Below are 15,970 nucleotides of genomic sequence, written 5' to 3' on the forward strand. Positions count from 1 at the left end.
AAGTAAAACTATGAGTAATTATATTTATAAATTTGCCAACCAAATCAAACATAACGCTGTACCACCAATTAACGACGTTTTGCTCGCTTTTAAAACATTGAAAGCAATACCAGGTGGATTAACGTTGTTGTCAAAAGTTGTTAGCCGTGTTGCTCCATATTTTCAAACAGTAAATCCAATTATTCAAAAACTAGATGCTGACGTGTGTGAAGCTTTCATCAAAAAGAATAAATCAGTCGAAAATCACATAGGAACAGTTCACGTTATTGCCATATGTAATGGATTAGAATTTGTTATGGGTGTACTAACCGAAGCATCTATTCCTCAACATTTAAGATGGCTACCTAAAGGCATGAGCGTAAATTATGTCGCCAAAGGCGATTCTGATATTAAAGTCGTCGCAACAATTGATGAAGAATGGAAAGTTGGCGATATGCAAATAAAAGTAAATGCCTATAGAGCAGATGGACAGCCTGTAGTTCAAGGGTATATTACACTTTGGGTTACAGAGAAAAAGTAAGATGACAGAGGATTAGATGCAAAAAATATTGGATTATCTTTGCAAGCTTTTTACTACTCAGTCTCGGTTACGTGCCGCTACAAATAGCTCGATTGCTACAGCAACAGACAATGGCGATCAGGAAATTGGTTTTGCGGTAGATGGGATGTCTCTGAGTCAGGAAGGGGTAAACCATATTTGTAATTTTGAAGGATTAAGACTCAGTGCTTATGATGATGGCGTAGGTGTCTGGAGCATTGGTTATGGCACAACCAGATACCCAAATGGTTTGAGCGTTCAAAAAGGCGACACATGTACTCTTGAGCAGGCCAAAGTATATATGCAGCATGATTTGAAAATATTTGAGCGTGCAGTCAATGGCGCTGTAAAAGTTCCTTTAAAGCAAAATCAATTCGACGCATTAGTCTCACTAAGTTATAACATCGGGGCAGGAGCCTTTAAAAAATCGACCTTATTAAAAAAATTAAATTCAGGTGATTACAAAGGGGCCGCAAACCAATTTGATGTATGGGTAAACGCAGGCGGTAAACGTTTGGCTGGATTGGTTAGACGCCGCGCTATTGAAAAGAAATTGTTTTTAGAATCGTAGAGTCTTTTTAATTTTTATAGGCTTTTATCAGAAAAGCCGTTCCGATCTTTAATAAAATCTAGGCATAAAAAAAAGCCTGATGCTACGAATCAGGCTTCAGTATTCATCGACAATAGGAGTTGATGAACAAGACCAATCTAACAGACCTGTTCAGTAAAGGCAAACCGAGGCTTGAATTGCTGAGTCAGATCAAAGTAATTTTTCCAAATTACACGCATTAAAAAAGCCCTTGCTCGAAAGCGAAGGGCTTAGTCATTCATTGATCTACCAATGAACTATATAAGGCTCATCTCATACTAAGAACAGTATAACTGAATTTAAGGGAGCAGAGAAGAAAACCTTATAAATAGCTTTTTCATTCTATTTAAAATTAATTTATTTGAGCGTATAGCAAGTTACATCATTGGTAAATCAATACACAAAACTTGCACTTTGCATTTTTAAGGGTGTGGTATTTGTGTAGGCTCTGATTGGCTTAGGAAATAAAACAATAGCTATCTTTTAACGGTTCAATATAAAGTTTGAACATGTTGAAGACATCAGAAGCTAGATATAAGCAAGGAAGTAAATATGAACTTAATTAGATTAGAAGAACTTTCATTGATGAGTAATGCGGTTTTAACACCTCAATTAAACAATTGGCCATGTATACAATCATCAAATACGGATACTACATATGCTAATAAGAATACAGACAGTTTTTCTGAACAATCTGATAAAAAATTTCATAAAGAATGGCGAAAACAACAAAAGAAAATACTTAAAAATATTCCGAGTAATGCTGTTTTACTCAGCATTAAAGAGATTGTGTAGTTAGATACGAGACAAGTTTATAAAGATATAAATTACAAGGATAAGCTGTTAGCTAAATAACTTTACGTAGGTACACTTGTTAGTCATAACTTATTCTAGAGATATTAATAATAAGCAAATTACATAAGGTAAGACAAACAAATAGAAAATAATAAAAAGGGCAATTCTGTAGAGGTAATTTTTATGGTTAATCTTCATCAGAAATCACTTTTTGATGTTCTGACTCAACATCAAGCTTATCTATACCGAGCATCTTCAAGATCGGTCAATGAACTTCTTAATTTATTTAATTCCGAAACAGTTAATATGCTTACCAAACTAAGTAAGCTGTTAGATGAGCTAAATGAAAAGGAAAAAACCGCATTGGCGGGTGGGCTTTACTCAACAGCCCCATTAAAAGAGATACGTGCACTGATTTCTCAGTGGTTTAATACCACTAACGATGTGCTCATTGAAACTTTTACCATCTCTGCTGTGGCATTGGCTGTCTATGAAGTCAGATATATGTCAAAAATTTTTGGTGGTAAACATAACGAGTTAAAAGGTGAACAGCTCTATAAAGCTGCTAAACGTGTTCCTTTAGCAGGTGGAGCATTGGTGAATGAGTTACTTTCTACAATTGCCGAGGTAGCCCGTCAAAGAGTTGAGTATGCAATTCGGGATGGCCTCAATACTGGAGCGACGAATCAACAAATTATTCAAAGGATTCTAGGGACTAAACGCCTTAAATATGAAGATGGACTACTAAATAGCTCTAAGATTGATATTGAACGAACTGTGCGTACGATTCGAAGTCATATATCCAATCAGGCCTATTTAAACAGCTATAAACAGTTAAAGTTTGAATATGTCAGATTTGTAAGTGTTCTTGATGGCAGAACCTCAAAAATATGTGCAGCCCTTGATAGTCGTGTGTGGGATATCAATGATCCTACAAAAAAAGTTCCGCCTTTGCATCCTCATTGCCGCAGTATTCTAGTTCCAACTCATGAAGATGGTCAGCTAGTTGGTAGCCGAGCCTTCATTATGGATGAAAGAAAATTTAGGGATATTCCTAAAAATGAACGTGAACAGTTAATTGGCCAATTAGATGCAAATATGTCATTTAAAGAATTTTTTAAACTAACAGATGATTTCTTTCAAAAAGAGTGGTTAGGGCCTAAAAGATATCAACTATATAAAGAAGGGGAATTTGATTTTGATAAGTTTTTTGATCCAGAAGGACGGTTATATACACTTGAGGAGCTTAAAGAACTTGATGAACGAGCTTTTAAAGTATTGGGATTGTGAGAGAGAGAGTAGAAGTACTAGAAATAGGATTTTTAGCTTAAATAACTTTTTAGTTTTAACTAAATATACACACTTAAACAATTAGTTGAAAAAAGTTTCAATAATCTAGCCAGATAGCATGTTAATTTTTTCTCAATCATAAAAATTTAGAAAGGATCAAAACATGAAATTTTCCTACCAAGATCTTGCTGGAAATAATATTGAAGTGGAATGTGAAAGTTATATTCATATTCCATCAGGAGCAGCTGTAAAATCTACAGAAGCCGGCAATTACCATATTACTGAAAATTTCAGCTTCTATAAAAAAACTCAAGCTGATTCTGTGCCCATCTATCGATTTGCTATTGATCGTAATTGTAATGTTTTTAATAGCGATGAACTGCCAGCATTAGCTCAAATTGGTAAAGATTGGAAAAGTTTAGACTAGTCTTTAACTCAGCATAAAGCCCTCAGTCGAGGGTTTTATAATGTACCTTAAATGAGTTATTTCTTTTTAAATACAAGTGTTAAGCCTATTAAAATCGCAATCATTCCTATTAAGCCTGCAAGCGGCAGCTTATTTTTTAAAATTAAAAAATCTAAAAGTGCAGTAACAACAGGGACTAAATAAAATAGGCTTGTCACATTTACAAGATTGCCCTGATTTAGAAGACGGTAAAGTAAAAGTTGAGCAACCACAGAAATTAAAATTCCAAGAAATAAAACCGAAATAATGAGTTGTGAATTCCACGTTATTTCAAAATGTTCAAATGGAACTATAAATAAACAAACTAGAAGGCTAACTATATATTGGAGCGGTAAAACATCTGTAGGGGCTTGTTGAATGTTTTTTTGCATGATGGCACCAAAAGTGATACAGATCAGTGCTGCTAAGGCAAAGAATATTCCGATTGGAGCGATAAAAGACATAGTTAAGCTTTTCCACACTAAAAGGATGAGTCCGGCTAAAGCAATCAATAGACCTAATAATCTCTCTTTTTGTAAATTCTTTTCTAAAAGACAAAGCGTCAAGATTGGCTGTATTCCCATGATTGTGGCCATTAAACCAGGGGTGACTCCGTGAGCCATGGCTTTAAAATAACAAATTGAATAACCTGCAATAATCAGTAGTCCAGTTAATAAAACTTGCTTTCGAGATCCATACTTAGGTAAAAGTCTTTTTCTAAAAATAGCAATTAACAACAGAACAAACAAAGCTGTGGCAAAGCGTAGAATTAATAATGCTATAGGTGAGGCACTGTCGAGTCCCCATCGAGTAAAAATCGCAGCACTCCCCCAAAGTAAAACGAAAGTGGATGTCGCACTTTGTGACACAAGCATCTGTTTATTTAGGCGCATAAAACCTCCTCCTAGTGCGTAATACCTGAGAAATACGAAGTGATAAAATTGTGAGTAAGGACAGTGATTAACGAGTTATTCAGTTGTTAATCAATTCACCGTTAGCGACGTTAAAAATGAATTGTTTTAACTTCTTATAAGCTCAGTATGAGAGAGACAATAAATAAAGAAAAGCGCATAATTCTTTTATATACTATTTGAAAATCGAATAGATAAATTCTAATGACTTTAAAAAATTTACAGATTGATTGGCTAAAGTGTTTTGTCACTGTAGTAGATACGGGCTCTTTATCAAATGCAGCACCTGAGTTATATCGATCACAGTCAGCGGTTAGTATGCAATTAAAAAAACTTGAAGAAGCTCTACATTGCCAACTTTTAATACGAACGCACCGACAAATTGAATTAACGTCTCAAGGACAGCTACTTTTAGGTTATGCGCGTCGTATTCTTGACTTACATGCAGAAGCCCAAATGGCATTTCACGGAGATGAGCTGAAGGGGCGTATACGCCTTGGGGTGCCCGATGATTATGCTGCAAAATATTTAACGCCCGTACTGAAGCGTTTTGCTCCACGTTATGGAGGTGTTGAAATTGAATTAATTTGTGAGCAGTCTACTTCGTTAATACCACGGGTAGAAACTGGGGATATAGACTTGGCATTAATTTCGAGAGATAACGCTCGTCAAGGAACACTTTTATTTCATGAACCAATGGTGTGGGTAGGCTCTCCACAGTTTGAACTCTGGCGAGAAGATCCACTCCCAATTGCAGTTTATGAAAGTACCTGTCAAGCCAAAAAAAGCGCTATTAATTCCTTAGCATTACAAGGACGCCGTTATCGGGTGGTATACAACAGTTCAAGTTTAGCTGGTCAAATTGCAGCAGTGGAAAGTGGTTTAGCAATTGCCGTGTTCACACAGTGTAGTGCGCCTGAGCATTTAACTATTTTAAGTGCTGATCATGGCTTAGGACCTTTAGAACCTATGGAGGCCGCTGTTTATCGGAGTCGAGCATCTTTGGAGTCTAAAGCTGTAGATCACTTATATGACTTACTCCTCAAAACGCTCAGGCATTCAGTTAATATTTAATTTAAGTTTATTTTAGGTGCTCGGCTTTGAATTTGTTGAGTTAAATTCAAATGAGCACTTAAAGTCAAAACTAAATAGTTTTACATTTTTGCGCTAAATCTACAAAAAAGCCTAGAAACCTATGCTGATCGTAAAACTAATAAAAAGTATTTATTAACTCATCAATCTGAACAATTCATGAGGTGAAACATGACAAAAATTATAGCGACCTTGGGTTTAGCCGCCTTTATTTCTTTGAGTGTGAGTGCTTGCCAAGGTGAAAACGACACAAAACAGCAAGATAAAACCACAACTCCTCATTCAATGGATAAAGATTCATAATCTAGTTGAATGCCTAAAGCCCATCGTAAGATGGGTTTTTTTATATCTTTTTATTTTTCTTAAAGTGTGATTTGCAACTCAAAATATTTATTTTTAATGGCGCCGTTCAAAATATGTTGACTAATACACTTGGTTTTAAATATATTTAAACTCGACACTAATTATTTTAAATAGAACTCTATATTTAAAGTAAATTGGTTCAAATATCCTCAGATCAGAAATTTAACCTTTAAGTTTGATTATAAAAATATTAACTAATCAAGGAGGTAGGTATGGACGCTAAATTTCATTCTGAAAATGAATATGGTTTTATTTTAAATATATTGAACAACTATGTTGTTATAAAGAAGACATTAAAAGATGATCATTATCCTTATGATTCATTCGGTTATCTTCTTGCTCTTTATCAACCACTAAAAGTCTATATCCCTCAGCTTCCACATCCAAAAATTTATATTGAGGTTGGTGGAATTTCTTATGACAGAATGATTGTTATGCAAACCGATGACGAGGCAAAAGCCATAAATATTTTATTGAGTTTAGGACAACTTGTTGCTTAACAATGAAGTGATATTTAAATGCTGAGTTTAATTTACTTAAGAAAAAGCTTTCTTAAGTAAATTCAAGACAAACCAAAGGCTATAAAATGGTTGTTGGAAAAGAGAACTTAAAGAAATTTTTTAATGTTACTATTTATTCTCATTAAACAAAAATCCTAATAAGATACAAAAAGCCACAAAAGCTAAATCTATAACTTTAAAAGAATTTGTTTATATAACTAAGAATATTAAAAAGTAGGTAATCGTCATGAAAAAAATACTTTTAACAGCATTGGCTGGATTTGCTTTATTAGGAAGTAGTGCCGTGATGGCTAAACCAGATGCAGCTTTATTAAAAGAAGCAACAAAAAATGTAGTCACTGTGGCTAAAGTAAAAAATTTGGCTGATGAATCTGGAGTAACTTTAACTGGTACGATCGTAAAGCATATTGGTGGGGATCATTTTGAGTTTAAAGATGCTACGGGTTCAATCATAATTGATATCGATGATGACTTATGGAAACCTCTTGCACTAAAAGCAGGGGATAAAGTACGTGTTGTTGGTGAGGTAGATAAGCATAGAGTTAAGCCGACTGATATTGAAGTTTTCCAAATTGAGCGTGTTAAATAAAAGCTGATATTTTAAGTAAATATTATTCAAAACCAGTGAAAAAGAAACTCCTATTTTTAGGAGTTTTCTTTTGAAGATAGTAATTTTTATTATTGCGTCGCATTAAAAGCCTCATGGTATTTGACATTCGCTTTTGGAATATTGCCCGAGAAAGTTAGAGCCTGAAAATATTCACTCGGTACATCGGGCAAAATTAGCTCAGGATAATTTTTAAAACCAAATCGGCTGTAATAATTCGGATCACCTAATAAAACACATCCTTGAGCGGCAAGTTGTTTTAATTTTTCTAGTGATTTATTGATGAGAAGAGAGCCAACACCGCATCCTTGTTTATTTGGATGAACTGAGATAGGACCTAAACCATACCAACCTATTTTGCCTGAGCTAATCTCAACCGGAGAAATAGCAATATGTCCAATAATAGACTCATCTTCAATTGCAACTAGAGAAATAGTAAGTTGTCCGTGATCTCTTAGACTATTAACAATAAAATGCTCGGTATGACTTGTGTGCTCAGCATTTTTAAAAGCTGCTTTTGTCAATTCTTCAATGGCTTCAATATCTTCGGCTTGCTCATCACGAATAATAATATTCATTAAAAATTCTTCCAGATTTATGGATTAACCATACGCTTTAACTTTTAAATTCTTATTCTAAAAGAGAAAGGTAATTTAGATTTTCAACATACTTTATTTTTTACTGGTTATAAAAAGCAACTATTACTCATCAAACTCATACATAAAGTAAATTTTTATAAAATTAATTTTAATATAATAATTTAAAGTTAATTCTGAGGGCTGGAAATTGAAAAAAATCATTAAAACAATATTACTATCTACACTAATTTCGACTGTACCATTCGCTGTTATTGCAAAAAATGTAGAGCAAAAAGTTAATTTCTTACAAGGTTCACCACATACCACCTTAACTGGAAAATTTCAGGGCTACGATGATGTAAGGTATAGAGTTTATGCGAACAAAGGCCAAATATTAAAATTTGATATCAATAGTCTGGGGAATTTAGCCTACATTAATATTTTTGCACCTGGTAAGAAGCCAGGTAAAGATAACGCATTATTAATTGGCTCAACTATAGGTTTTAATGGAGAGCTTACTTTACCAGTTGACGGCGATTATATTATTCAAGTTTATCAAATGCGTAATAGTGCTCGTAAAAATAAAACTGTGAAATATACTTTAGACCTCGAGTTATTAAACAAAGTGAAAAAATAATAACTGATGGAATTTACTAGCTCTCAAATGAGAACTAGTAAATTTGAAAATTGGTATATTACTAACGATTATATTAAAGAAAATGACTCATGAATGCCCGAGCTTTCAACAAACAGTTGATCGTGTGAAACGAGCAATACCGCACCTTCATAACTCTGAATAGCATTAGCAAGTAGCTCTCTAGATTCAATATCCAAATGATTTTCTGGTTCATCTAATAACAGAAGTTCAGGTGCAGGGTTTAACTGGCTAAGAGCCAATAAAGCTACTTTTAATTTTTCACCACCACTTAACTGAGACAATAGTTGGGTACCTTTATCCCCACGAATTCGAAGTTGACCTAGCAAATTTCTCCATTCGAGTTCTGAAAGTTCATTATTCATGTGAGATAAATTTTCAATAACAGTCATTTCATCACACAAAAAGCTAAAGTTCTGGTCGAGATAGAAACACTCTACAGATAAGTGAATGTTGTCACAGGGTTGATTGTTCTCTGCATGAATTGCCTTAAGTAAAGTTGATTTTCCAATACCATTTTCTCCTGCTATGCGAATTTTTTGAGCTGCTTGTACAGCTAGATCAATGGGTTTTTGAGTACCATGTTTCAGTTTCAATTTTTTAATCCGCAGAATTTCACCAGATTTCTTTTGAAAAGACGGGAAGACAAACTGTTGAGGTTTAACAGTTTCGAGAAACAATTTCTTATCTTTTAAATCATTTTGACTGTTCGAAATCTGACGTTGGTGTTGAGACTGTATAGCAGCAATGCTTTGGCCTGCTTGTTCCTTTTTAAAGTCGAGCAAAATCTTGGCTTGAGAATTTGATTCTCTTAATTTATTGCCAGCACGCTCTCGTTTTTGAGCTTTCATTAATACATCATGTTGCTTTTGCTTCATGTGCTTAACTTCACGTTGGCTCTGTTGAATAGATTGCTCTAGAGCTGCAATATTGGTTTGATACTGCCCATAAAATTTTTCATAGTTTCCGGTGGTGTGATGTAGACCATGTTCATTTAAATGATAAATATGGTCGACTTCATTTAATAAAGTCCGATCATGGCTAATGATAAGACTACCTGCTGGGTGTTTTTTTAAATGATCGATTAACCATTGTCTAGATTCCTGATCTAGATGATTACTAGGCTCATCAAGTAATAGATAGTGGTCTGATTTTAAAAATAAACAGCTTAGAGCCAATTTGGTTTTTTGACCGTCACTTAAATTTTTAACTGGGAAATCTAAATCTGTTGGTAGACCGGCAGATTCTAAGAGGTTGTTCCATAAAGTGGGCAGGTCCCATTTACCTTCCAATAAATCATAATCATCGAAGTCGGCATTACCTTGTTCAACTCTTTTAAAAGTGTCGTAAATATCTAAGATATCTAAGGCTTCAGCAATCGTCAGTGCCGTCAAACGATGCAATTGAGGTAAATACGCATGTTTTACATGCCAGGAGATTTGCCCTGATGTAACAACTGAATCTAATGCAAGCGTCTCATTTAACAATTGCATAAGCAAAGATTTGCCTTGGCCATTACGACCAATTAGGGCAGAGACCTGATTCGATTCAAGACTAAAATTTAGATGCTTAAACATTACCTTTGAAGGGAACTCTAAGGTAAGTTGCGATATTACACATGCCTGCTGAGTCATAAAAAACCTCATAAATACAGGATGTACAAAATAGGAGAATGATAATTTTTAATAGAGACAGTAAATCACAAAAAATAGTCTATTTTGCACATCAAAAAAAGAAAAAATTGATGAGAAAAAAGACTTACTTCATTGGCGTGACTCACGAAATTGATGGAATAGTGAACTATTCTATAGGGTTTTTTAGTGGGTGTAAAATTTCTATAAGTTATTTTATTAAAAAACCCAATCATAGGATTGGGTTTTTATCTTTAAAGAATTTTACTCTTTTACAACTAAAACTTGAATCTTGGTGCTATTTAAAACATCTTGAGCAAAGCTACCCAAAATTAGTTTTTGGAAACCTTTACGACCGTGCGAACCAATCACAATTAAATCAGAACCTAAGTCTTCTACGGCTTTCAAAATACCATCTGAAGAAATTTCACCTTGGATGATTTGAGTCTCTGCATCAATGCCTTCTTCAGCACATAAAGCTTTAACTTTTGCGAGAGTTTTTTCTGCGTTGGCGCGTGCTTCAACAAAATAATCTTTTACAACAGGTGAGATGTAATAAAAATCTACGCCACTAAAAGGATCTACCGCAACCAAACTAATGGCGGTCAATTTACTACCAAATGCTTTTGCAATGTGAGCTGCTTGTCGAGCTGCTGCTAAAGAAATCTCAGAACCATCTACTGGTACAATAATATGTTGGTAATTCATGATGTTATTCCTCTTATTTACAGTTGTTATATGTATGAAGCTTTTATTAATTAAAGATTAACATATTTCATTCTATGGAGACATCTATTCAATTAAAAGTAATTAAAATTAAACAAAATAAATATAAATCAAATAGTTGAATTGATTTCTTTGCTGGTTTTGAACTGATAAGTATGCTGTAGACCAATAATTGTTAATATTTACATGAAAATTACAAAAAATTACGGTTCATATTTCTGTCATAAAGACGCCGTATAACAAAATAGTAAATTAAAGGGGGGCTAAGAAAGATGGCAGATTTAACAGCAAAGAAAGTCAATAAACTCATTGAAGAGTTTAGTCAAACAGGTAAAGAACCTCAAAAGTTAATCATTGGCTACAAAACTTATGCAAGACTGATGACTGAAGATAAATTTGCAGAAAAAGTTGTTCCTTCACTAGAAGACTCAAAAGAACGCTTATATAAAAACTTAAAAATTAAACTTGTGACTGAAAAGCATTACTTTGAAATCAAATAAAACTTATGTGAATTCCATCACTGTTTATTAAACTAAAGTAACATTAAATAAGTTTAATAACATGATTATTGTATGAAGATACAAATTCATAGTGTAATCAACATTTGAAAACAGCAATCGTTTATAAACTCGATAGAATAAATTGCTTTTATTTTAAGTAGTGGAATAAATTGAAATGCCAACATTCAGTGTAATTATATTTTATATTTTAGCTATATTAGGCGGTATAACAATTGTTTATGGATTAATCAGTTTAAGTGTTTTTTTAATTACAATCGGATTGGCTCTATTATTTGCAGCACTTTTATTAAAAAAAGAGTTTAAAATAGATATTTTATTTTGGCAATAAATATAATATTTATTTGTAATTTAATTTATTTATAAACGTATTTCGATATAACTGACATAAAAAATGTCAGTTTTTTAAAAGATTAAATTAAGTTTTTGTAGAAATATGTGGTTAATGATATTTTTTGATCAAAATAATTAAAATAAAATATAAAAGTAAGAAATTTAAAATTTATTTAAGTATTTAAAAATAAAAAAGTTTCATTTAGGATAAAAGTAAAGTAGTAAGACCATTTTAGCTATTAAACAATAACAAAGTGAGGTAGGCATGACTTATAAGTATGAGTATGCAGGGTTCTGGTTAAGATTTGGCGCAATGATTATTGATAGTCTTATTCTTTGTTTAGCAATTATTCTAGCCGCATGGATTTTTTATCGGGGAGATTACGACCTAGTATTTGTTACAGGCTTAAGTAGTAAGCCACAAAATTATTGGTTTGATCTGATTGTGAACTACGCATTTCCTTTCTTGTATTCAGTTTTATGTTGGTTGTATTTTGCAGGTACACCCGGCAAACGTTTGATGCGATTAAAAGTTTTAGATGAAAAAACAGGTAATAAGCTCACAGTCATGCAGAGCATTATTCGATATATTGGCTATATTCCATCAATTTTAGTATTTGGTATTGGTCTTTTTTGGGTGGCATTTGACGCTAAAAAACAAGGCTGGCACGACAAAATGGCAAAATCAGTCGTAGTAAGAGAGTTATAAGAAACTACACTAAAAAGCGTTCATAGCATTGAAAATAGGGAGCTATGAACGCTTTTTTTATTCGCTTTTTTTGGCTTTAAATTTGAGCACAACAAATACAATAATTCCGACCACCAATCCCCAAAATGCTGAGCCGATCCCGAAGAATTGAATACCCGAAGCGCTACATAAAAAGGTAAATAATGCAGCTTCACGTTCTTCAATTTGAGCAAAAGCAATCGCAATGTTGTGGCTGATCGTACCAAGTAATGCAATACCCGCTAAAGCTACAATAAAAATATGGGGGAAAGACATCAATAAACTTGTGAGTGTTGCAGCAAACAAACCCATTAAGATGTAGAAAAAACCACAGCTTATACCTGCAATATAGCGTTTGCTTGGGTCAGAATGAACTTGGTCGTCTAAGCTTACGGCAGCACTAATCGCAGCAATATTGACGCTATAACAGCCAAACGGTGCAAGCACCACTTGGGTTAAACCTGTCCAGCCAATGAGTTGATTTACATGTGGTTTGTAGCCATAACTTTTGATCATGGCAATACCCGGTAAATATTGAGAAGCCATACTAATTACAAATAATGGTAGTGCTAAACCCAAAAGTGCTGACCAGCTAAAGTCAGGACTAATCCAAACAGGTTTTGCTAAAGACCACTGAATTGTAGGCATATGAAATTCTAAAAAGATAGGGCATAGGGCAATACCAGCAATTACGGTAAATACAATGCTATAACGCGGCCATAATCTTTTTGTAATGACATAAATGCCAAGTAAGGATAAAACAAATGCCCAATCATTTTGTAAACTTGCAAAAAGTGAAATACCAAATTTGAGTAGGACGCCTGCCAGCATGGCACTTGTTAGACTTTGAGGAATGTATGACAGCGCTTTTTGAAAAATACCTGAGAAGCCTAAAATAGCTGTTAGTAAACCACCAACTAAAAAAGCACCAATCGCTTCATTTAAACTATATCCACTACCTGTTGCCATAATTAAAGCAAGACCTGCGGTTGACCACGCCGTCGCTACAGGATATTTAAATTTCCAAGAAAGAATGAGTCCTGATAAGCCAATACCCAAACCCAAAGCCCAAAACCATGAAGTGATTTGTGCAGGTGAAGCACCTAAAGCTTGAGCTGCCTGAATCACTAAAACGGCCGAAACACTAATACCAATGAGAAAGGTAATAAAACCAGCAAATACTGCTGGAATTGAAAAATCTTGAAGAATTTTTTGCATGATACGTGTTCTAAATCCAAGAAAAATTAATAGGCTTCTGCCATTGCTTCCAGTTGGGGTGAATTTAACAATTTTTTTTAAGAAGGTGCTTTCTATCTTTAGGTTAAAAAATAAATAATGTTTTTAAATTATTAAATAATGCTATTATTTGTTTCATAAATAACAATGAATCAAGAATATTATTTTATGGATGAGAAAGCTGAAAATTTAACTCCATTAGAACTGAAAATTATGCGTGCCTTACAGGAAAATGGGCGTTTAAGTAATGCTGAATTGGCAAAACTTGTAGGTATTAGTACATCATCTTGTTGGAATCATACTCAGCGTCTTTTTAAGATTGGAGCAATCTTGGATGTCCGTGCTCGGATCAATCCTAATACGGTTCAACGTGGTACTGTGGTGTTAGTCGGTGTAGTTTTGGATCGTTCAACCCCTGATAGCTTTCAAGCATTTGAACAAGCGTCGGGTGATTTGGAAAATGTTTTAGAGTGTTATCTGGTGGCGGGAGAAGTCGATTATTTCCTAAAAATTCGTGTTAAAGATTTAGCAGCGTTTAACCGATTTCATAGTGAAAAGATTATTGCCTTACCCGGAGTAAGACAAGTCAGAACTTTTTTTGTACTTAATGAAGTTAAAACAGATGGCATGCTGGACTTTTAGCAGTTCATTATGTTTTAACTTTCTAATGCAAAAGTTATTAGATTAAAATAATTAAATCGTTGAGGTTGCTAGTTTTAAACCAAATCCAAAAAATAGAATTCCTACTAAAAAGATTCCGCTTGCAGCAATTTTATGGTTTTCTTTAAAAAATGCCGAGAGTTTAATTCCAGAGAAGATTAATGCAGTTAAATAACTAAAGCTAATGATCTGTAAAATAATTGCTAAAATTAAAAAGCTCAGAGCAGGATAAGCATAATCTGGTTCAACAAATTGAACAAAGAAAGAGAGGAAAAATAAAATCGCTTTAGGGTTGAGTAAACTAATACTGAGTGCTGTTTTATAAGGATGAACTTTATCTAAAGCAGGTAAATCAGCCATTTCTGGTTGAGTTTGATTACGTTGTTTCCAGCGTTGAATACTGCCTTGCAACAGTTTAAAACCTAAATAAGATAAATAAAGTGCACCTGTTAATTTAAGAATGACAAATACCCATGGGAATGCCTTAAGAAGAGACGCAGCTCCGAGTACTGTACATAGCATTAAAATAAGGTCACCGGTGAAAATACCGAATGCACCCATATATCCGGTTTTAATACCATAGCGCGAAGCGATTGACATCACATAAAGAGAATTGGGCCCCGGCAATAACACAATTAGGAATGTACCAATAATATATGTTGTTAAATCTGTTATGCCGAACACGAGAAACCCAATAAAAAACCGATTTTTATCATGATAACAAAAATCGGCAATTTTGTATGAAAAGTGCAGTTTTTTAAGATTTTATTTCCGCATCAATTCCAAAAGACTGACGTAACAAAAGGCTTAATTGGTCACGTGCTTTAATGAATCCATCAACACCGCCTTGTAGAAGCTGGAATGCCATTAAGTCATGGTTAAGTTCATCTTTAAAACTTTGCTCATCTTGAGCTGGTCTAACAATCGCTTCTGCTTGTTTTGCTTGAGATGCATCAAGTGCTGCATCGACTGTACGGTTATCTTGTTCAAGCTGGGTAAGTAAGCTTGGTGAGATGGTTAGCAAATCACATCCAGCTAGACCAAGCACTTGATCTATACTACGGAAGCTCGCACCCATCACTTGAGTTGGAATATTTTGCTGCTTGTAGTAAGTGTAGATTTTCTTAACTGAAACTACGCCTGGGTCTTTTTCGATTGGGTAAGCGTCTACACCTTCAGCTTTTTTGTACCAGTCTAAGATACGGCCTACAAATGGTGAGATTAAAGTCACTTTTGCATCTGCACACGCTTGGGCTTGATGCAAACCGAAAAGGAGAGTGAGGTTACAAGCAATTCCTTCAGCTTCGAGCACTTTGGCAGCTTGAATACCTTCCCAAGTCGATGCGATTTTAATCAGAATGCGAGACTGATCAATACCATAACCTTTGTAAAGTTCACATAATTCATGGGCTTTTTGAATGGTTGCGTCAGTGTCATATGAAAGAGCAGCATCAACTTCAGTTGAAACACGGCCTTCAATCAGTTTTAAAATTTCTACACCAAATTTTACGGTTAAAATATCAATGGTTCTTTCGATTAACTCATCGTTGCTATAGCCTTCTTCTTTGGCTTGATAATAAGCATCTTCAATGAGCTCTTTACTTTCTGGTTGTTCTGCTGCTGCCGTAATCAATGAAGGATTAGTCGTTGCGTCTAATGGACGGAATTTACGAATTGCATCAAGGTCACTACTGTCGGCAACAACGGTCGTTAATGTTTTTAATTGGTCAAGTGCTGTATGAGTCATTGATATTC

Annotated in this window: 22 protein-coding genes; 15 read left to right on the forward strand and 7 right to left on the reverse strand. The window is 34.3% G+C overall.

Going from position 1 to position 15,970, the window contains the following annotated elements; genetic code table 11:
* Positions 1-10: 10 nt before the first annotated feature.
* From MKX14_RS02770 to MKX14_RS02790, 5 genes are all read left to right on the forward strand, one after another.
* Entirely contained in the window at positions 11-520 is a 510-nt protein-coding gene (locus tag MKX14_RS02770; protein WP_108010965.1) for a hotdog fold domain-containing protein, read from the forward strand.
* 16 nt (positions 521-536) lie between these two features.
* Positions 537-1,109: a lysozyme gene (locus MKX14_RS02775; protein ID WP_240281694.1), complete on the forward strand. Its 573-nt coding sequence runs from the start codon at positions 537-539 to the stop codon at positions 1,107-1,109.
* 570 nt (positions 1,110-1,679) lie between these two features.
* Entirely contained in the window at positions 1,680-1,922 is a 243-nt protein-coding gene (locus MKX14_RS02780) for a hypothetical protein (RefSeq protein WP_240281695.1), read from the forward strand.
* A 183-nt stretch (positions 1,923-2,105) separates the two neighbouring features.
* Positions 2,106-3,212 carry a minor capsid protein gene (locus tag MKX14_RS02785; RefSeq protein ID WP_240281696.1) on the forward strand — a complete coding sequence of 369 codons (1,107 nt, stop codon included), beginning with the start codon at positions 2,106-2,108 and terminating at the stop codon, positions 3,210-3,212.
* A 163-nt stretch (positions 3,213-3,375) separates the two neighbouring features.
* Entirely contained in the window at positions 3,376-3,639 is a 264-nt protein-coding gene (locus MKX14_RS02790) for a hypothetical protein (protein ID WP_240281697.1), read from the forward strand.
* A gap of 56 nt (positions 3,640-3,695) precedes the next feature.
* On the opposite strand, the gene MKX14_RS02795 is transcribed toward MKX14_RS02790, so the two are convergent.
* Entirely contained in the window at positions 3,696-4,550 is an 855-nt protein-coding gene (locus MKX14_RS02795) for a DMT family transporter (protein WP_240281698.1), read from the reverse strand.
* A 222-nt stretch (positions 4,551-4,772) separates the two neighbouring features.
* Here MKX14_RS02795 and dgdR point away from each other — a divergent pair, with 222 nt between their 5' ends.
* The 4 genes from dgdR to MKX14_RS02815 all read left to right on the forward strand — a co-directional run bounded on the left by dgdR (position 4,773) and on the right by MKX14_RS02815 (position 7,133).
* Positions 4,773-5,642 carry a LysR family transcriptional regulator gene (dgdR, locus tag MKX14_RS02800; RefSeq protein WP_240281699.1) on the forward strand — a complete coding sequence of 290 codons (870 nt, stop codon included), beginning with the start codon at positions 4,773-4,775 and terminating at the stop codon, positions 5,640-5,642.
* A gap of 189 nt (positions 5,643-5,831) precedes the next feature.
* On the forward strand, positions 5,832-5,963 hold the full coding sequence (locus tag MKX14_RS02805; RefSeq protein ID WP_002114618.1) for a hypothetical protein: 132 nt from the start codon (positions 5,832-5,834) through the stop codon (positions 5,961-5,963).
* A gap of 272 nt (positions 5,964-6,235) precedes the next feature.
* Positions 6,236-6,523 carry a hypothetical protein gene (locus MKX14_RS02810; protein ID WP_046813029.1) on the forward strand — a complete coding sequence of 96 codons (288 nt, stop codon included), beginning with the start codon at positions 6,236-6,238 and terminating at the stop codon, positions 6,521-6,523.
* A 247-nt stretch (positions 6,524-6,770) separates the two neighbouring features.
* Positions 6,771-7,133 carry a NirD/YgiW/YdeI family stress tolerance protein gene (locus MKX14_RS02815; protein WP_240281700.1) on the forward strand — a complete coding sequence of 121 codons (363 nt, stop codon included), beginning with the start codon at positions 6,771-6,773 and terminating at the stop codon, positions 7,131-7,133.
* Between the two features lie 89 nt (positions 7,134-7,222).
* Here the strand turns inward: MKX14_RS02815 and yhbS are convergent, their stop codons facing one another.
* On the reverse strand, positions 7,223-7,729 hold the full coding sequence (gene yhbS / locus MKX14_RS02820; RefSeq protein WP_046813031.1) for a GNAT family N-acetyltransferase: 507 nt from the start codon (positions 7,727-7,729) through the stop codon (positions 7,223-7,225).
* Between the two features lie 54 nt (positions 7,730-7,783).
* Between yhbS and MKX14_RS02825 the strand changes: the two genes are divergently transcribed.
* On the forward strand, positions 7,784-7,915 hold the full coding sequence (locus tag MKX14_RS02825; RefSeq protein WP_108011697.1) for a hypothetical protein: 132 nt from the start codon (positions 7,784-7,786) through the stop codon (positions 7,913-7,915).
* A gap of 22 nt (positions 7,916-7,937) precedes the next feature.
* On the forward strand, positions 7,938-8,366 hold the full coding sequence (locus MKX14_RS02830; RefSeq protein WP_240281701.1) for a PPC domain-containing protein: 429 nt from the start codon (positions 7,938-7,940) through the stop codon (positions 8,364-8,366).
* Positions 8,367-8,434: 68 nt separating this feature from the next.
* Here MKX14_RS02830 and ydiF read toward each other — a convergent pair whose 3' ends face one another.
* Entirely contained in the window at positions 8,435-10,018 is a 1,584-nt protein-coding gene (gene ydiF / locus MKX14_RS02835) for an ATP-binding cassette domain-containing protein (RefSeq protein WP_240281702.1), read from the reverse strand.
* Between the two features lie 261 nt (positions 10,019-10,279).
* Positions 10,280-10,723 carry a universal stress protein gene (locus MKX14_RS02840; RefSeq protein ID WP_002115225.1) on the reverse strand — a complete coding sequence of 148 codons (444 nt, stop codon included), beginning with the start codon at positions 10,721-10,723 and terminating at the stop codon, positions 10,280-10,282.
* Between the two features lie 290 nt (positions 10,724-11,013).
* Here MKX14_RS02840 and MKX14_RS02845 point away from each other — a divergent pair, with 290 nt between their 5' ends.
* The 3 genes from MKX14_RS02845 to MKX14_RS02855 all read left to right on the forward strand — a co-directional run bounded on the left by MKX14_RS02845 (position 11,014) and on the right by MKX14_RS02855 (position 12,301).
* Entirely contained in the window at positions 11,014-11,241 is a 228-nt protein-coding gene (locus MKX14_RS02845; protein ID WP_002115208.1) for a hypothetical protein, read from the forward strand.
* Between the two features lie 175 nt (positions 11,242-11,416).
* Positions 11,417-11,590, forward strand: a complete 174-nt coding sequence (locus MKX14_RS02850; RefSeq protein WP_240281703.1) for a hypothetical protein — start codon at positions 11,417-11,419, stop codon at positions 11,588-11,590.
* A gap of 267 nt (positions 11,591-11,857) precedes the next feature.
* Positions 11,858-12,301 carry an RDD family protein gene (locus tag MKX14_RS02855; protein ID WP_240281704.1) on the forward strand — a complete coding sequence of 148 codons (444 nt, stop codon included), beginning with the start codon at positions 11,858-11,860 and terminating at the stop codon, positions 12,299-12,301.
* Positions 12,302-12,358: 57 nt separating this feature from the next.
* Here MKX14_RS02855 and MKX14_RS02860 read toward each other — a convergent pair whose 3' ends face one another.
* Positions 12,359-13,537: a benzoate/H(+) symporter BenE family transporter gene (locus tag MKX14_RS02860; protein ID WP_240281705.1), complete on the reverse strand. Its 1,179-nt coding sequence runs from the start codon at positions 13,535-13,537 to the stop codon at positions 12,359-12,361.
* Between the two features lie 186 nt (positions 13,538-13,723).
* Between MKX14_RS02860 and MKX14_RS02865 the strand changes: the two genes are divergently transcribed.
* On the forward strand, positions 13,724-14,197 hold the full coding sequence (locus MKX14_RS02865) for an Lrp/AsnC family transcriptional regulator (protein ID WP_002115169.1): 474 nt from the start codon (positions 13,724-13,726) through the stop codon (positions 14,195-14,197).
* A gap of 51 nt (positions 14,198-14,248) precedes the next feature.
* Here the strand turns inward: MKX14_RS02865 and leuE are convergent, their stop codons facing one another.
* Positions 14,249-14,899 carry a leucine efflux protein LeuE gene (leuE, locus tag MKX14_RS02870; RefSeq protein ID WP_016803130.1) on the reverse strand — a complete coding sequence of 217 codons (651 nt, stop codon included), beginning with the start codon at positions 14,897-14,899 and terminating at the stop codon, positions 14,249-14,251.
* 73 nt (positions 14,900-14,972) lie between these two features.
* Entirely contained in the window at positions 14,973-15,962 is a 990-nt protein-coding gene (gene tal, locus MKX14_RS02875; RefSeq protein WP_162285091.1) for a transaldolase, read from the reverse strand.
* Between the last annotated feature and the right edge of the window lie 8 nt (positions 15,963-15,970).

Origin of the sequence: Acinetobacter pittii, from assembly GCF_022449185.1 — a bacterium.
In the GTDB taxonomy this organism is placed as follows: Bacteria; Pseudomonadota; Gammaproteobacteria; order Pseudomonadales; family Moraxellaceae; genus Acinetobacter; species Acinetobacter pittii_I.

What these genes read in the sequence shown, in the direction of transcription:
- MKX14_RS02770 (WP_108010965.1), top strand. Translation starts at nt 11, where the DNA reads ATGAGTAATTATATTTATAAATTTGCCAACCAAATCAAACATAACGCT.
- MKX14_RS02775 (WP_240281694.1), top strand. Translation starts at nt 537, where the DNA reads ATGCAAAAAATATTGGATTATCTTTGCAAGCTTTTTACTACTCAGTCT.
- MKX14_RS02780 (WP_240281695.1), top strand. Translation starts at nt 1,680, where the DNA reads ATGAACTTAATTAGATTAGAAGAACTTTCATTGATGAGTAATGCGGTT.
- MKX14_RS02785 (WP_240281696.1), top strand. Translation starts at nt 2,106, where the DNA reads ATGGTTAATCTTCATCAGAAATCACTTTTTGATGTTCTGACTCAACAT.
- MKX14_RS02790 (WP_240281697.1), top strand. Translation starts at nt 3,376, where the DNA reads ATGAAATTTTCCTACCAAGATCTTGCTGGAAATAATATTGAAGTGGAA.
- MKX14_RS02795 (WP_240281698.1), bottom strand. Translation starts at nt 4,550, where the DNA reads ATGCGCCTAAATAAACAGATGCTTGTGTCACAAAGTGCGACATCCACT.
- dgdR (WP_240281699.1), top strand. Translation starts at nt 4,773, where the DNA reads ATGACTTTAAAAAATTTACAGATTGATTGGCTAAAGTGTTTTGTCACT.
- MKX14_RS02805 (WP_002114618.1), top strand. Translation starts at nt 5,832, where the DNA reads ATGACAAAAATTATAGCGACCTTGGGTTTAGCCGCCTTTATTTCTTTG.
- MKX14_RS02810 (WP_046813029.1), top strand. Translation starts at nt 6,236, where the DNA reads ATGGACGCTAAATTTCATTCTGAAAATGAATATGGTTTTATTTTAAAT.
- MKX14_RS02815 (WP_240281700.1), top strand. Translation starts at nt 6,771, where the DNA reads ATGAAAAAAATACTTTTAACAGCATTGGCTGGATTTGCTTTATTAGGA.
- yhbS (WP_046813031.1), bottom strand. Translation starts at nt 7,729, where the DNA reads ATGAATATTATTATTCGTGATGAGCAAGCCGAAGATATTGAAGCCATT.
- ydiF (WP_240281702.1), bottom strand. Translation starts at nt 10,018, where the DNA reads ATGACTCAGCAGGCATGTGTAATATCGCAACTTACCTTAGAGTTCCCT.
- MKX14_RS02840 (WP_002115225.1), bottom strand. Translation starts at nt 10,723, where the DNA reads ATGAATTACCAACATATTATTGTACCAGTAGATGGTTCTGAGATTTCT.
- MKX14_RS02845 (WP_002115208.1), top strand. Translation starts at nt 11,014, where the DNA reads ATGGCAGATTTAACAGCAAAGAAAGTCAATAAACTCATTGAAGAGTTT.
- MKX14_RS02850 (WP_240281703.1), top strand. Translation starts at nt 11,417, where the DNA reads ATGCCAACATTCAGTGTAATTATATTTTATATTTTAGCTATATTAGGC.
- MKX14_RS02855 (WP_240281704.1), top strand. Translation starts at nt 11,858, where the DNA reads ATGACTTATAAGTATGAGTATGCAGGGTTCTGGTTAAGATTTGGCGCA.
- MKX14_RS02860 (WP_240281705.1), bottom strand. Translation starts at nt 13,537, where the DNA reads ATGCAAAAAATTCTTCAAGATTTTTCAATTCCAGCAGTATTTGCTGGT.
- MKX14_RS02865 (WP_002115169.1), top strand. Translation starts at nt 13,724, where the DNA reads ATGGATGAGAAAGCTGAAAATTTAACTCCATTAGAACTGAAAATTATG.
- tal (WP_162285091.1), bottom strand. Translation starts at nt 15,962, where the DNA reads ATGACTCATACAGCACTTGACCAATTAAAAACATTAACGACCGTTGTT.